General features: G+C 60.8%; 11 protein-coding genes. 6 read left to right on the top strand and 5 right to left on the bottom strand.

All coding sequences use genetic code 11. The annotated features are described in order from the left end of the window. The first annotated feature begins 51 nt into the window (after positions 1-51). On the top strand, positions 52-669 hold the full coding sequence (gene thrH, locus JOE34_RS21285; RefSeq protein WP_046265718.1) for a bifunctional phosphoserine phosphatase/homoserine phosphotransferase ThrH: 618 nt from the start codon (positions 52-54) through the stop codon (positions 667-669). A 49-nt stretch (positions 670-718) separates the two neighbouring features. On the opposite strand, the gene pabB is transcribed toward thrH, so the two are convergent. From pabB to JOE34_RS21265, 4 genes are all read right to left on the bottom strand, one after another. Beyond that, positions 719-2,062, bottom strand: coding sequence for an aminodeoxychorismate synthase component I (gene pabB, locus JOE34_RS21280; protein ID WP_209996623.1), 1,344 nt, complete (start codon positions 2,060-2,062; stop codon positions 719-721). A gap of 75 nt (positions 2,063-2,137) precedes the next feature. Then, a complete protein-coding gene (locus JOE34_RS21275; protein ID WP_161632674.1) occupies positions 2,138-3,115 on the bottom strand; it encodes an alpha-L-glutamate ligase-like protein in 978 nt (325 codons plus the stop codon). Next, complete coding sequence (locus JOE34_RS21270) at positions 3,115-4,650, bottom strand: inactive transglutaminase family protein (protein WP_003416135.1); 1,536 nt, start codon at positions 4,648-4,650, stop codon at positions 3,115-3,117. The genes JOE34_RS21275 and JOE34_RS21270 overlap by 1 nt, the downstream gene beginning before the upstream one ends. A gap of 4 nt (positions 4,651-4,654) precedes the next feature. Then, the gene (locus tag JOE34_RS21265) at positions 4,655-5,191 is read right to left on the bottom strand and encodes an ATP-dependent zinc protease (protein WP_003315699.1); all 537 of its coding nucleotides are present in this window, start codon (positions 5,189-5,191) and stop codon (positions 4,655-4,657) included. Between the two features lie 297 nt (positions 5,192-5,488). Here JOE34_RS21265 and JOE34_RS21260 point away from each other — a divergent pair, with 297 nt between their 5' ends. The 5 genes from JOE34_RS21260 to prpF all read left to right on the top strand — a co-directional run bounded on the left by JOE34_RS21260 (position 5,489) and on the right by prpF (position 12,350). Beyond that, positions 5,489-6,208 (top strand): GntR family transcriptional regulator, encoded by a 720-nt coding sequence (locus JOE34_RS21260; RefSeq protein ID WP_003392922.1) that lies wholly within the window; start codon positions 5,489-5,491, stop codon positions 6,206-6,208. Next, the gene (gene prpB, locus JOE34_RS21255) at positions 6,205-7,098 is read left to right on the top strand and encodes a methylisocitrate lyase (RefSeq protein WP_003416137.1); all 894 of its coding nucleotides are present in this window, start codon (positions 6,205-6,207) and stop codon (positions 7,096-7,098) included. Before JOE34_RS21260 ends, prpB begins: the two co-directional genes overlap by 4 nt. A gap of 140 nt (positions 7,099-7,238) precedes the next feature. Continuing rightward, entirely contained in the window at positions 7,239-8,366 is a 1,128-nt protein-coding gene (gene prpC / locus JOE34_RS21250; RefSeq protein ID WP_024665452.1) for a 2-methylcitrate synthase, read from the top strand. Positions 8,367-8,434: 68 nt separating this feature from the next. Next, on the top strand, positions 8,435-11,023 hold the full coding sequence (acnD, locus tag JOE34_RS21245; protein WP_024665453.1) for a Fe/S-dependent 2-methylisocitrate dehydratase AcnD: 2,589 nt from the start codon (positions 8,435-8,437) through the stop codon (positions 11,021-11,023). A gap of 136 nt (positions 11,024-11,159) precedes the next feature. After that, positions 11,160-12,350 carry a 2-methylaconitate cis-trans isomerase PrpF gene (gene prpF / locus JOE34_RS21240; RefSeq protein ID WP_046265716.1) on the top strand — a complete coding sequence of 397 codons (1,191 nt, stop codon included), beginning with the start codon at positions 11,160-11,162 and terminating at the stop codon, positions 12,348-12,350. Between the two features lie 31 nt (positions 12,351-12,381). Here the strand turns inward: prpF and JOE34_RS21235 are convergent, their stop codons facing one another. Next, a complete protein-coding gene (locus JOE34_RS21235; protein ID WP_003347114.1) occupies positions 12,382-13,200 on the bottom strand; it encodes a pyruvate, water dikinase regulatory protein in 819 nt (272 codons plus the stop codon). Positions 13,201-13,302: the final 102 nt, after the last annotated feature.

The following is a 13,302-nucleotide window of genomic DNA, read 5'->3' as shown; positions in this document are numbered from 1 at the left end:
AGCGGCTAGAGTGCCACTTCCGCCAAGAGTGAATGGTCTGAGGAGTGTGCTGTGGAAATTGCCTGTCTGGACCTCGAAGGTGTGCTGGTCCCGGAAATCTGGATCGCCTTTGCCGAGAAAACCGGCATCGAATCGCTGCGTGCCACCACGCGGGACATTCCCGATTACGACGTGCTGATGAAGCAGCGCCTGCGCATCCTCGATGAACATGGTCTGAAACTGGCGGATATTCAGGAAGTGATCGGCACCCTCGAGCCACTGGAGGGCGCCGTGGAGTTCGTCAACTGGCTGCGCGAGCGGTTTCAGGTGGTGATTCTCTCGGACACGTTCTACGAATTCTCTCAGCCGCTGATGCGGCAACTGGGTTTTCCGACCCTGCTGTGTCATCGCCTGATCACTGACGAGACCGACCGGGTGGTCAGTTACCAGTTGCGCCAGAAAGACCCCAAGCGTCAGTCGGTGCTGGCCTTCAAGAGCCTGTATTACCGGATCATTGCTGCCGGCGATTCGTATAATGACACGACCATGCTGGGCGAGGCCGACGCCGGTATCCTGTTCCACGCTCCCGACAACGTGATTCGCGAATTCCCGCGGTTTCCAGCGGTGCACACTTTCGATGACCTGAAAAAGGAATTCATCAAGGCCTCGAATCGGGATTTGATGCTTTGAGGGCGAAGCCCCGGTTGCGCGCGACTGGAGACAGTTGACGCAGAGCGGTTCAGAGTGCTTCAAGCGTCTCCAGCAGTACACGGACTTTGGTGAAGGTTTCCTGATATTCCGCCTCGCAGTCCGAGTCGGCGACGATGCCGCCACCGCCCCAGCAGGAAATCTGTCCGTCCTTGACCAACAGGCTGCGGATGGCGATCGAGCTGTCCATTTCGCCACGCACGTCCAGGTACATCAACGAACCGCAATACAGGCTGCGGCGGGTCGGCTCCAGCTCGTCGATGATCTGCATGGCGCGGATCTTCGGTGCGCCGGTGATGGAGCCGCCGGGGAAGCTGCCGCCGATCAGGTCCAGTGCATCGTTGCCAGCGGCCAGCTCTCCGGTCACGCTGCTCACCAGATGGTGCACATTGGGGTAGCTTTCCAGGCTGAACAGCTCGGGGACTTTCACCGAGCCGATGCGGCAGCTGCGGCCCAGGTCGTTACGCAGCAAATCGACGATCATCAGGTTCTCTGCGCGGTCCTTCTCGCTGGCCAGCAGTTCGGCGGCGAAGGCAGCATCCTGCGCCGGGTCGGCGCTGCGTGGCCGCGTGCCTTTGATCGGGCGGGTTTCGACCTGCCGAGCGCTGACCCGCACGAAGCGCTCGGGAGAAAGACTCAGAATTGCATCGGCCCCCGGCAGGCTCAGGTAGCCGGCGAACGGCGTCGGGCAAGCTGCTCGCAGCGCACAATAGGCGGCCCATGGGTCACCGACGCACTGCGCCTGAAAGCGTTGTGCAAAGTTGACCTGGTAGCAGTCACCGGCCCGAATGTAGGCCTGAATGCGTTCGAAAGCATGGCGATAGTTGTCCGCGCTGATGCTGGCCTGAAACGGTTGGCTTAGGCGGAATTCCGTGTGCGGCTCAGGAATATCGACAGAGAACAGCTCAATCAGCCGTTTGCGCTCGCTGGCGGCCAGGGACGGGTGAAAAATCAGCTGGCTGGTCTGCTCCTGATGATCACTGATCAGCGCCCAGGCGTAGAGCCCCAGACGGGCCTCGGGCAATTGCAGGTCGTCAATGGCCTGATCCGGCAATGGCTCCAGGCGTCTACCAAACTCATAACTCAGATAACCGATCAGGCCGCCAGCGAAGGGCAGCTCGCATCCGTCAGGCAGCTGCGTTGCGCCGAGCGCCTTGAGGCTGTCGCGCAAGCGCTGGAGGTAGGCGGCGCCGTCCTCATCATCGGCAACGCTCAGTTCCTGCAGCGGCCATGCACTGAGCAGGTCATGTCGGCCCCGCACGGCTGTCGGCCTGCCGCTGTCGAGCAGCACCGCACCCGGCGCTTCGTGGATTCGCGCAAAGAACGCGATCGGGTCGGCGCTGTAGGGCAGGGGGTGTATCGAACAGATCGGCATCGTCGAATATCGGTCTTGGAAACGCGGCTGGCGATTGTAGCCTTGCCAGTGCGGCAGTCCTAGCGGTATGTCGGTTCAGACGCCGGGCACATGACCGAACAGGTCCTGAACAAAGCTGACCCGCTCCTGCGCTGATTCCTGGCGTCCTTCGAGAGCCAGTTGCTCCAGACGCGCCTCGACGGCCTGAGTGCGATGGGTCAGGCCGCTGTCGTTGGCGATCTGGATGTTCAGGCCGGGACGGGCGTTGAGCTCCAGAATCAGCGGGCCTTTGTCCTGGTCCAGCACCATGTCAACGCCGATGTAGCCCAGACCGCACAACTCGTAGCACTCGGCGGCAAGCTTCATGAAGCCGTCCCAGTTGGGCAGTTGCACGCCATCCACCGAGTGGGTGGTGTCCGGGTGCTTGCTGATGATGTTGTTCAGCCAGGTGCCTTGCAGGGTGACGCCGGTGGCCAGGTCCACACCCACGCCAATGGCGCCCTGGTGAAGGTTGGCCTTGCCGCCTGATTGGCGGGTAGGCAGGCGCAGCATGGCCATCACCGGATACCCCATCAGCACGATGATGCGGATGTCCGGTACGCCTTCATAGCTGATGCTTTTGAAGATCGGGTCCGGCACGACCCTGTATTCGATCAGTGCGCGGTCGCGGTGGCCGCCCAATGAATAAAGGCCGGTAAGGATGCTGGATACCTGATGTTCGATTTCCGAGTGGCTGATGATGCGTCCCGAGACGGTACGAAAGCGCTCCTCGAAACGGTCGGCGATCACCAGAATGCCATCGCCGCCTGCGCCCTGTGCGGGTTTGATCACGAAGTCGCTGTGCCCACCGATGATCTCGTCGAGCCTGTCGATTTCCTTTTCCGTGGAAATCACGCCGTACATCTCCGGCACATGAATGCCTGCGGCGATGGCGCGCTCCTTGGTGATGATCTTGTCATCGACGATCGGATAGAGGCTGCGCTTGTTGTACTTGAGCACGTAGTCGGCGTTACGTCGATTGATGCCCATGATGCCGCGGGCTTCGAGCGCCTTCCAGGTTTTCCACCAGCCGATCACTTGGCCTTTTCCTCTTTCAGGAATGCCTTGAAGCGCACCAGTTCGGTCAGCCGGTAGCCACGGTATCTGCCCATCGCCAGCATGAAGCCGACCAGCACCAGCAGCACAGCCGGGAAGGTGAAGACGAAATAGGTCAGTTCCGGCACGCTCATGATCAGGTGCGCCAGCGACGCGGCGAACAGCGTACCGATGGCGACCTTCATGGCATGGCTGCCGCCACGCTCTTCCCAGGTGATCGACAGGCGTTCGATAGTCATGGTCAGAATCACCATCGGGAACAGCGCAACCGACAGGCCGCGTTCCAGCCCGAGCTTGTGGCTGAACAGGCTGATGGCGGCGATCAGCACCACGACGAAGGTCAGTACCACCGACAGGCGCGGCAGCATTTGCAGTTTCAGGTGCTCCAGATACGAGCGCAGTGACAGGCCCAGCGCGGTGATCACGGTAAACAGTGCGATGCCGAAGCCCAGTTGCGTTTCCCGGAACGCCAGTGCAATCAGCACGGGGGTGAAGGTACCCAGTGTCTGCAGGCCGATCAGGTTGCGCAGGATCAGGATGACCAGTACGCCAATCGGGATCATGACCATGATCATGAAAGTCTGCTGGGTCTGCAGCGGCAAGCCGTACAGCGAATAGGCCAGGAAGTCCGAGTCGGTGCTGGCGTCGGTCAGTTTGGCGAGACGCATCGCGTTCATCTCACTGTTGTTGAGGCTGAACGTGACTTGCACCTTCTTGCCGCCTTCGACGCTGACCAGGCCTTCCTCGCCGGTCCACCAGAGCAGCCGATCGTCCGGCAGGCCGGCTTCGCCGGTGTCGGGATTGAAGTACAGCCATTCCTTGCCGTTGAAGCTGCGCAGCCAGAGTTCCGGTGTCTGCTGCTCGGCATCCAGGCGAATGGTGTGGGCTTTTTCCAGCGGTACGTGGGCGATCGACAGCAGCAGCTCGGTGACTCGGGCCTTGTTGGACGCCGAGTTATCACCGGCCAGCAGCAGTTTGACGTTATCGTCATTCAGGTTGTTGACGCGTTTGATGGCCTCAGTGATGAAGGTCTCAACGTCCGCCGAATGCTGGCGAATGGGCGCCAGCAGCGCTTCGGCAGCGATCTTTTCCGGGCCTTCGACGGTCATGCTGTCGCGAAAGATAGGCCCTTTGACCTTGGGTTTTTCACCGCTGTAACGCTTGGTCAGCACCAGTCGGTAGTAGAGGGTCTGGTTGCCGGTAGCGCGACGGGCCGACCAGGTGACCTTGCGGTTGCCGTCAGCGCGGTTGACGCTGACGCCGTAATTGTTCGAGATGAAGCTTTCATTGAGGCTGATGTAGTCGTGGGCCAGCGGCGGCACGAACATTTGCACCTTCACCGAATCCTTGGGATTGGCGACGAACTCGACTTTGGCGTCGATATTCCACAGGTCATCGGTTTCGTCTTCGCTGACGGGTATGCCCAGCGCCAGAATCTGATAGGCCGTGATCGCGATGCCGAGGGTCACCAGGGCAGTGATCAGGATCTTCAGATGGAGTGTAAGAGAGCGCATGGATTTACTCTGCGTTTTGAGCGACGGAAGCGCAGCCGGGCTTCCCTGCCGCATATTTAAGACTTGGATCGACCAGCGCATCAAAGCGTTTCAAGGCTTCGGAGCCGATCAAAAGCGGGTATTGGAAAGCACTTCGGTCAGTCAAGTTCACTTCTATGGTGCGTAAAGATTCACCCATACAGATATCGAGGCTGATTACCGGACGTGACGAATACCGATTGTCGTCATCCGGGTCGAGATCGTCGGCACGCCGCTTGATCTTGCTGACCCGCGCCAGGGGGCGCTCGATGGGGTGTACATGCTTGCTGTCGCTGGCCAGATAGAAGCGCACCCAGCTTTCGCCATCGCGCTTGAAATGTTTGATGTCGCGGGCGCTCAGCGAGGCGGTCTTGGCGCCGGTGTCGAGCTTGGCGGCGATCTCAATATCGATTTCGCTCAGCCTGGCGTATTCATTGAGGCCATAGACTGTCTTGTTGGCGGCCAGGGTCAGACCGGGCAAAAACAGAAGGCCGAGCAGTGTGGGGAGGGTAGTCAGTCTCATAAATCCTGGCGCGATGAGCGAACAACTTCAGGGTCAGGGCGCAAATGGAATTGACCTGATGATGGTAGGGCAGGCGGTTCGCAGACGCTGGCTCCGCTGCGGAGCGCGCTGTACGGACGCGACGCATTCTAGCATGAAGCCCTGCAGCTGCCAGTGATCAACCTGTGTCGCCGTTCAGGTTGCTGTGTCGAGCAGAACTTGCACGCCTTGGCTGATTGTCGACAATGTAGGGTTTGGCTTTGACGTATTGGACAAATATGGCTAGATTTGAGCGCGTATAGCCATGAGGTGTCGACAATGCTGAAGGTGGTCGAAAAAACAATGACGGTTGCCGACGACTCGGAAACCCTTTCCGAGAACGTTTTCCGACGCATTCAATCGGCCATCGTGAAAGGCGAGATTGCCCCCGGCAGCAAGATTTCCGAGCCGGAACTGGCTCGCACCTATGGCATCAGTCGCGGGCCGCTGCGCGAAGCGATTCACCGGCTCGAAGGGCAGCGCCTGGTGGTTCGTGTGCCGCATGTGGGTGCCCGGGTGGTGTCGCTCAGTCATGCCGAACTGATCGAGCTCTATGAAATTCGCGAGTCACTGGAGGGTATGGCCTGTCGTCTGGCCGCCGAACGCATGACCCAGGCCGAAATCGACGAGTTGCGCGGCGTTCTGGATACCCACGAACGCGACGCCGCGTTTCAGGCTGGGATCGGCTATTACCAGCAAGAGGGTGATTTCGACTTTCACTACCGCATCATTCAGGGCAGCGGCAATCGCACCCTCAGCCAGATGCTCTGCGGCGAGCTCTACCAATTGGTGCGCATGTACCGCATTCAGTATTCCACCACGCCCAACCGGCCTCGCCAGGCCTTTGCCGAACATCACCGCATTCTCGACGCCATCGCCGACCGCGACGGTGAGCTGGCCGAATTGTTGATGCGTCGCCATATCGGCGCGTCCAGACGCAACATCGAGCGCCACTATCAGGCCGCTTCCCAGACGACTTCCGACCGAGGTAAACAATGAGTCATAACAACAGCACTCCCGGCCAGCGTTTCCGCGATGCAGTCGCCAGCGAACAGCCGCTGCAAGTGGTCGGCGCGATCAATGCCAACCACGCACTGCTCGCCAGGCGTGCCGGGTTCAAGGCCATTTATCTGTCGGGTGGCGGAGTCGCTGCAGGATCACTGGGCATTCCGGACCTGGGGATCACCGGTCTTGAAGACGTGCTGATCGATGTGCGGCGCATCACCGACGTTTGCGATCTGCCGTTGCTGGTGGACGTCGACACCGGTTTCGGTTCTTCGGCTTTCAACGTGGCGCGGACCGTGCGCTCGATGATCAAGGCCGGGGCGGCGGCGATTCACATCGAGGATCAGGTCGGTGCCAAGCGTTGCGGGCACCGTCCCAACAAGGAAATCGTTTCTCAGCAGGAAATGGTCGACCGGATCAAGGCTGCCGTGGATGCCCGGACTGACGACAGCTTCGTGATCATGGCGCGTACCGATGCGCTGGCCGTTGAAGGGCTGGAGTCGGCGCTGGAGCGTGCCGCTGCCTGCATTGAAGCCGGCGCGGACATGGTGTTTCCCGAGGCCATCACCGAACTGGCGATGTACAAGCAATTCGCCAACCGCGCAGGCGTGCCGATCCTCGCCAACATCACCGAGTTCGGCGCCACGCCGTTGTTTACGGTCGATGAGCTGCGCGAGGCGGACGTGTCGCTGGTGCTGTATCCGCTTTCCGCATTCCGTGCGATGAACAAGGCTGCGGAAAATGTCTACGGCGCAATCCGCCGTGACGGCAGCCAGAAAAACGTGATCGACAGCATGCAGACGCGCATGGAGCTGTATGACGCGATCGATTACCACACATTCGAGCAGAAGCTGGATGCGCTGTTTGCGCAGAAGAAGGGGTGATGCCTGTGAAATACCGGGCTTCTGGCCGCAGGCCGTAGGAGCGAACTTGTTCGCGAAAGGGCTGGTATATTCTTCGAAGATGTACCGTCTGAACCACAGTCTTCGCGCCCCATCACACAAAAACAAAATTGGAGAACACCATGGCTGAAGCAAAAGTATTGAGCGGCGCCGGGCTGCGCGGTCAGGTTGCCGGGCAGACGGCGTTGTCCACCGTAGGCATGGCCGGTGCCGGGCTGACCTATCGCGGCTATGACGTGCGCGATCTGGCTGCCGAGGCGCGTTTTGAAGAAGTTGCCTACCTGCTGCTGTACGGCGAACTGCCCAATCAGGCCGAATTGTCTGCCTATATGGACAAGCTCAAGCGCCTGCGCGATCTGCCGCAGGCCCTGAAAGAAGTGCTGGAGCGCATACCCGCCGACACGCATCCGATGGACGTGATGCGCACCGGTGCTTCCATGCTCGGCACCCTGGAGCCGGAGCGCAGTTTCGATCAGCAGCGCGACTCGACCGACCGTCTGCTCGCAGCGTTCCCGGCGATCATGTGTTACTGGTATCGCTTCAGTCACGACGGCAAACGTATCGACTGCACCTCGGACGAAGACTCCATCGGCGGGCATTTTCTGCACCTGCTGCTGGACAGGGCGCCCAGCGAACTGCACCGCAAGGTCATGGACGTCTCGCTGATTCTGTACGCCGAGCACGAATTCAATGCCTCGACCTTCACCGCTCGCGTCTGCGCGTCGACCCTGTCGGACCTGTATTCCTGCGTCACGGCAGCCATCGGCACCTTGCGCGGCCCGCTGCACGGTGGTGCCAACGAGGCTGCAATGGAAATGATTCAGCGCTTCGCCTCGGCTGAAGAGGCAACCAAAGGCACGCTGGGCATGCTGGAGCGCAAGGAAAAGATCATGGGCTTTGGCCATGCGATCTACAAGGAGTCTGACCCGCGCAACGGGGTGATCAAGGGCTGGTCGAAGAAGCTCGCCGAGGAAGTGGGCGATACGGTGCTGTTCCCGGTCTCCGAGGCCATCGACAAGGTCATGTGGGAGCAGAAGAAACTGTTCCCCAACGCCGACTTCTACCATGCCTCGGCGTATCACTTCATGGGCATCCCGACCAAGCTGTTTACGCCGATCTTCGTCTGCTCACGCCTGACCGGCTGGGCCGCGCACGTTTTCGAGCAGCGCGCCAACAACCGCATCATTCGCCCGAGCGCCGAGTACATCGGCGTCGAACAGCGCGCGTTCGTACCTCTGGAACAGCGCTAAAAGGGGGCAGGGGAGCCGCCGATGAGCTCCCCACCCGTATTCCGAACACTCCGTGATCGAGTCCCGCAATGAACAGTGAATTTCGCAAACCGCTCCCTGGCACCCGACTGGATTATTTCGACGCTCGGGCAGCCGTCGAGGCGCTCAAGCCCGGAGCTTATGCCACGCTGCCCTACACCTCGCGGGTGCTGGCCGAGAACCTGGTGCGCCGTTGTGATCCGGCGACCTTGAATGCCTCGTTGACCCAGCTCATCGAGCGCAAGCGTGATCTGGATTTTCCCTGGTTCCCGGCACGCGTGGTCTGCCACGATATTCTGGGTCAGACCGCGCTGGTCGACCTTGCCGGGCTTCGTGACGCGATCGCTTCGCAGGGCGGCGATCCTGCGCTGGTCAACCCGGTGGTTCCGGTGCAACTGATCGTCGACCACTCGCTGGCAGTGGAGTCCGACGGTAATGACCCGCAGGCGTTCGCCAAGAACCGCGCCATCGAAGACCGTCGCAACGAAGACCGTTTTCACTTCATCGACTGGACCAAGCAGGCGTTCAAGAACGTCGAAGTGATTCCGCCGGGCAACGGCATCATGCACCAGATCAATCTGGAGAAAATGTCACCGGTGGTGCAGGTGCTCGACGGCGTAGCCTTTCCCGACACGTTGGTGGGGACGGACAGCCACACGCCGCATGTCGATGCTCTGGGCGTGATTGCCATCGGCGTCGGTGGGCTCGAGGCTGAGAACGTCATGCTCGGGCGCGCCTCGTGGATGCGCTTGCCGGATATCATCGGCGTCGAACTGACCGGACGCCATCAGCCAGGCATCACCGCCACCGACCTGGTGCTCGCGCTGACCGAATACCTGCGTCAGCAGAAAGTGGTCGGTGCCTACCTGGAGTTTTACGGCGCAGGCGCGTCGAGTCTGACCCTGGGCGACCGTGCGACGATCTCCAACATGGCGCCTGAATATGGCGCGACGGCGGCGATGTTTTCGATTGATTCGCAAACCATCGACTACCTGCGTTTGACAGGTCGCGAGGACGAGCAGGTCAAGCTGGTCGAGCTGTATGCCCGGCACACCGGTCTTTGGTCGGACAGCCTGAGCGAGGTGCACTACGAGCGGGTGCTGAGTTTCGATCTGTCCAGTGTGGTGCGCAACATGGCCGGGCCCTCCAACCCCCATGCGCGGGTCGCCACCGCCGATCTGGCGGCCAGAGGGATTGCCGGGCAATGGGACGAGGTGCCGGGGCAGATGCCCGACGGCGCGGTGATCATCGCTGCGATCACCAGTTGCACCAACACCAGCAACCCGCGCAACGTCATTGCCGCCGGTCTGCTGGCACGCAACGCCAACCGCCTGGGGCTGCTGCGCAAACCCTGGGTCAAGTCATCGCTGGCCCCCGGTTCGAAAACCGTGGCGCTGTACCTGGATGCAGCAGGGCTGACCTCGGAGCTGGAACAACTGGGTTTTGGCGTCGTAGCCTTTGCCTGCACCACCTGCAACGGCATGTCCGGCGCGCTCGATCCGCTGATCCAGCAGGAAATCATCGACCGCGACCTCTACGCCACGGCGGTCTTGTCCGGTAACCGTAATTTCGACGGGCGTATTCACCCCTATGCCAAGCAGGCCTTTCTGGCCTCGCCGCCCTTGGTGGTGGCGTATGCCATTGCCGGAACCATCCGTTTCGATATTGAAAACGATGTGCTGGGCGTCGCCGAGGGCCGGGAAATCCGTCTCAAGGATATCTGGCCGAGCGATGAAGAGATTGATGCCGTCGTGCAGGCGTCGGTCAAGCCGGAGCAGTTCCGCCAGGTCTATATCCCGATGTTTGCCATCGAAGAGCACACCGGGCCGAAGGTCGAGCCGCTCTACGACTGGCGTCCGATGAGCACCTACATCCGTCGCCCGCCCTACTGGGAAGGCGCGCTGGCCGGAGAGCGCACGCTCAAGGGCATGCGGGCGCTGGCCGTACTGCCGGACAACATCACCACCGATCACCTGTCGCCGTCCAACGCGATCATGCTCGACAGTGCGGCGGGCGAGTACCTGGCGAAAATGGGCCTGCCGGAGGAAGACTTCAACTCCTACGCGACCCATCGGGGCGACCACCTGACCGCCCAGCGCGCGACCTTTGCCAACCCGCAACTGGTCAACGAGATGGCAGTGGTCGACGGCAAGGTCAAAAAAGGCTCGCTGACCCGTATCGAACCCGAAGGCGTGGTCACGCGGATGTGGGAAGCCATCGAAACCTACATGGCGCGCAAACAACCGTTGATCATCATTGCCGGTGCCGACTATGGGCAGGGCTCGTCCCGTGACTGGGCGGCCAAAGGCGTCAGGCTGGCGGGCGTCGAAGTGATTGCTGCAGAAGGGTTCGAGCGTATTCACCGCACCAACCTGGTCGGCATGGGCGTGCTGCCGCTGGAGTTCAAGCCGGGCACCAGCCGTCTGACCCTGGGCATCGACGGCAGCGAAACCTTCGATGTGATCGGCCAGCGCACACCGCGCGCGACGTTGACGCTGGTGATTCAACGCCGTAACGGCGAGCGCGTCGAGGTGCCGGTGACCTGTCGTCTGGACACCGCTGAAGAGCTCTCTATTTATGAGGCGGGCGGCGTATTGCAGCGTTTTGCTCAAGACTTTCTGGAGGCTACTGCATCGTAGCTACGCTGGAGCGTGAGGAACGATAAGCGTGCGCAAGAGCACTATCGTGCCCATGCTCCGCGTTGGCATGCACTTCTGGACGCTCTGCGTCCAATTTTGAGCGCGCAGCGCGCTCTTTGAACAGGACAACGAATTCATGGCTCATTCACCCCAGATCCGCATCCCCGCCACCTACATGCGCGGTGGCACCAGCAAGGGTGTGTTTTTCAGGCTGACTGATCTGCCCGAAGCTGCACAGGTTCCGGGCGCGGCGCGGGATGCGCTGCTGTTGCGGGTCATCGGCAGCCCTGACCCCTATGAAAAGCAGATCGACGGCATGGGCGGGGCAACGTCGAGTACCAGCAAGAGCGTGATTGTTTCGCGCAGCAGCAGGCCCGATCACGATGTCGATTACCTGTTTGGCCAAGTATCCATCGACAAGCCGTTTGTCGACTGGAGCGGCAATTGCGGCAACCTGTCAGCGGCCGTGGGACCGTTCGCGATTACCAGTGGCCTGGTCGACCCGGGCCGTGTTCCGCAGGACGGCGTCGCGGTGGTGCGTATCTGGCAGGCCAACATCGGCAAGACCATCATCGCCCATGTGCCGATCAGCAACGGCGTGGTGCAGGAAACCGGTGATTTCGAGCTGGATGGCGTGACCTTCCCGGCAGCTGAAGTGCCACTGGAGTTTCTCGACCCGGCGGCGGACGAAGAGGGCGCGGGCGGCTCGATGTTTCCGACGGGCAATCTGGTGGACGAGCTGGAGGTGCCCGGCATCGGCATTCTGAAGGCGACCATGATCAATGCCGGCATCCCGACGATTTTCGTTAACGCCGCCGATATCGGTTACTCCGGCACTGAGCTGCAGGGCGATATCAACAGTGATCCGCAGGCGCTGGCCCGTCTGGAGGCCATTCGTGCCTACGGTGCGCTGCGCATGGGCCTGATCGGCAACATCGATGAAGCTGCCGCACGCCAGCACACGCCCAAGGTGGCCTTTGTCGCTGCGCCCGCCGATTACGTGGCGTCGAGTGGCAAGCCTGTGGCTGCGCAGGATATCGAGCTGCTGGTACGCGCCGTGTCGATGGGCAAGCTGCACCACGCGATGATGGGCACGGCTGCGGTGGCCATCGGCACAGCGGCGGCCATTCCGGGCACGCTGGTGAATCTGACCGCTGGCGGTCAGGCACGCAGTGCGGTCAACTTTGGCCATCCCTCCGGCACATTGCGGGTCGGCGCCAAGGCCGTTCAGGAGGGCGGTGACTGGAAAGTCACCAAGGCCCTGATGAGCCGCAGCGCCCGCGTGCTGATGGAAGGCTGGGTGCGGGTGTCGCAGCCAGGCGAGTGAAGTCGTCAGCTTGACGGGGTGACCGCAGCGCCTACTTGAAGCGTCGCTCCACGCCTTTTTCGACCAGCACCTTGGCGGAGATTTCTTCCACCGAAAAATGCGTGGAATTGATGTGTGCGATGTTCTCGCGGCGGAACAGACTTTCCACCTCGCGCACCTCGAATTCGCACTGCGCGTAGCTGGAGTAGCGGCTGTTGGGCTTGCGCTCGTGGCGGATCGCGGTGAGACGGTCCGGGTCGATGGTCAGGCCGAAGAGCTTTTCGCGATGCTGCTTGAGCGCTGCAGGCAGTTGCAGCCTTTCCATGTCATCTTCGGTCAGCGGATAGTTGGCGGCCCGGATACCGAACTGCATGGCCATGTACAGACAGGTCGGGGTCTTGCCGCAGCGCGAGACGCCGACGAGGATGATATCGGCCTTGTCGTAATAATGTGTCCGTGCGCCGTCATCGTTGTCCAGCGCAAAGTTGACCGCCTCGATGCGCTCCATGTAATTGGAGTTATGCCCGATGGAATGCGATTTACCCACGGAGTAGGACGAGTGTGAACTAAGCTCCTGCTCCAGCGGGGCGAGGAAGGTCGAAAAGATATCGATCATGAAGCCATTGGACGTCGCCAGAATCTCGCGAATGTCCTGATTGACGATGGTGTCGAAGATGATCGGCCGCACATCGTCCTTGTCGGCGGCATTATTGATTTGTTGTACCATCGCCCGCGCTTTCTCGACGCTGTCGATATAGGGCCTGGTGAACTTGTTGAACGTAATGTTTTCAAATTGTGCCAACAGGCTCTGGCCCAGGGTTTCGGCGGTGATGCCCGTGCCGTCCGAGATGAAGAAAGCGGATCGTTTCATTTTTGTCCCAGGCCTTAAGCAGTTGACGAATTCTGGCTATCATAGGCGTGCTGGCCTGCCATGAGAGCCCGCAGGTGCAGCTTTTTTGCACGCATGGTTTTG

It is taken from the genome of Pseudomonas sp. PvP028 (genome assembly GCF_017832255.1).
Classification (GTDB): domain Bacteria; phylum Pseudomonadota; class Gammaproteobacteria; order Pseudomonadales; family Pseudomonadaceae; genus Aquipseudomonas; species Aquipseudomonas syringae.
The sequence above is the reverse complement of the archived record's forward strand: the minus strand, read 5'-3'. Positions and strand labels throughout refer to the sequence as shown.